Annotated in this window: 1 protein-coding gene and 1 pseudogene; both read left to right on the top strand. The window is 47.1% G+C overall.

Annotation, left to right across the window (positions count from 1 at the left end; translation table 11 throughout):
* Window positions 1-1,017, top strand: a pseudogene (locus tag R7P67_RS24870) (serine dehydratase subunit alpha family protein); the annotation flags it as partial.
* Window positions 1,018-1,045: 28 nt separating this feature from the next.
* On the top strand, window positions 1,046-1,279 hold a 234-nt coding region (locus R7P67_RS24865; RefSeq protein WP_318086325.1), incomplete at its 3' end, for a PAS domain-containing protein.

The raw sequence follows: 1,279 nt of genomic DNA, 5'->3' as shown, positions 1-1,279 counted from the left end.
GAACTGGATGTGTTGGCTCGGATTAATGAGCAGGATGTCGCTACTTAGCAACAATTGATAGATGAAGAGCGGGTAACTGTAGCGCGCATGGATACGCAAGAATTCATTTATTGCAGCGTAACGCTCACTTCTGGTGACGATGTTGTTTCGGTCACGATCAGTGGCGGTCACACCAACATTATCCAGATCATGCGCAATGGCGACGTGATTTTTGATGCTCCACCGCAGCAACGCGTTGCAACCGCTTCTGTTTGTGAAGGTGTGGATATTTCGATCAAACAAATCTATGAGTTTGCCACTCAAGCGCCTTTTGAAGAGATCAAATTCATTCTCCAAGCTGCAGAGCTCAATACCTTGCTGGCTCAAGAAGGTATCGACCGAGGTTACGGCCTAGAAATTGGACGCACGCTAAAAGGCAACATCGAGCAAGGCTTATTGGGCAATGACTTAATGAGTCGTATACAGATGATGACATCCGCGGCGTCTGATGCTCGCATGGGAGGGGCGACGTTGCCAGCCATGAGCAATTTCGGCAGTGGGAACCAAGGTATTGCCGCTACAATGCCAGTTGTAGTTGCGGCAGAAGTATTCCAAAACGACGAAGAACAGTTGGCTCGCGCGTTGATCATGAGCCATTTAGGGGCTATTTACATCAAATCTTATTACCCACCGTTATCCGCATTTTGTGGCAACACTGTAACCAGTGCGGCGGCGTCTATGGCGCTGGTATATTTAGCTGGTGGTACATTCGAGCAATCATGCTACGCCATTCAAAACGTCATCAGCGATAGTTCAGGTATGGTGTGTGATGGTGCGAAGTCCTCTTGTGCGATGAAAGTGTGTACTTCGTCGACAACGGCGGTGCGCTCATATTTGATGGCGATGGGTAACCACAGTGTTAAGAATCAAGGTATAGTAGGCGAAGAAGTTGAGCAAACGATAAGAAATGTTGGCTCAATGGTTCGTTTCGGTATGCCGTATACTGACAAATCTATTATCGATATTATGTCGGCCTAACCTCCAGTTTTTGCTAAGGGAAGTAACATTGCTACTAAAGAAACTCACCAAGAGTGATCTCGATATTTTGAACTCTATGAAAAACGTCGTGGATGGCATTGCACGTATGTATGGTGAACACACTGAAGTGGTTCTCCACAGCTTAGATGCCGAAGCGCCGGAAATCATCAAAATCGCAAATGGGCACGTGACGGAACGCAGTGAAGGTGCCCCAATTACCAACTTAGCGAGAATGAAGTTAAGAGAGGGCAAGGACGTTTCT

Source organism: Vibrio sp. Vb0937, assembly GCF_033338855.1.
The sequence above is the reverse complement of the archived record's forward strand: the minus strand, read 5'-3'. Positions and strand labels throughout refer to the sequence as shown.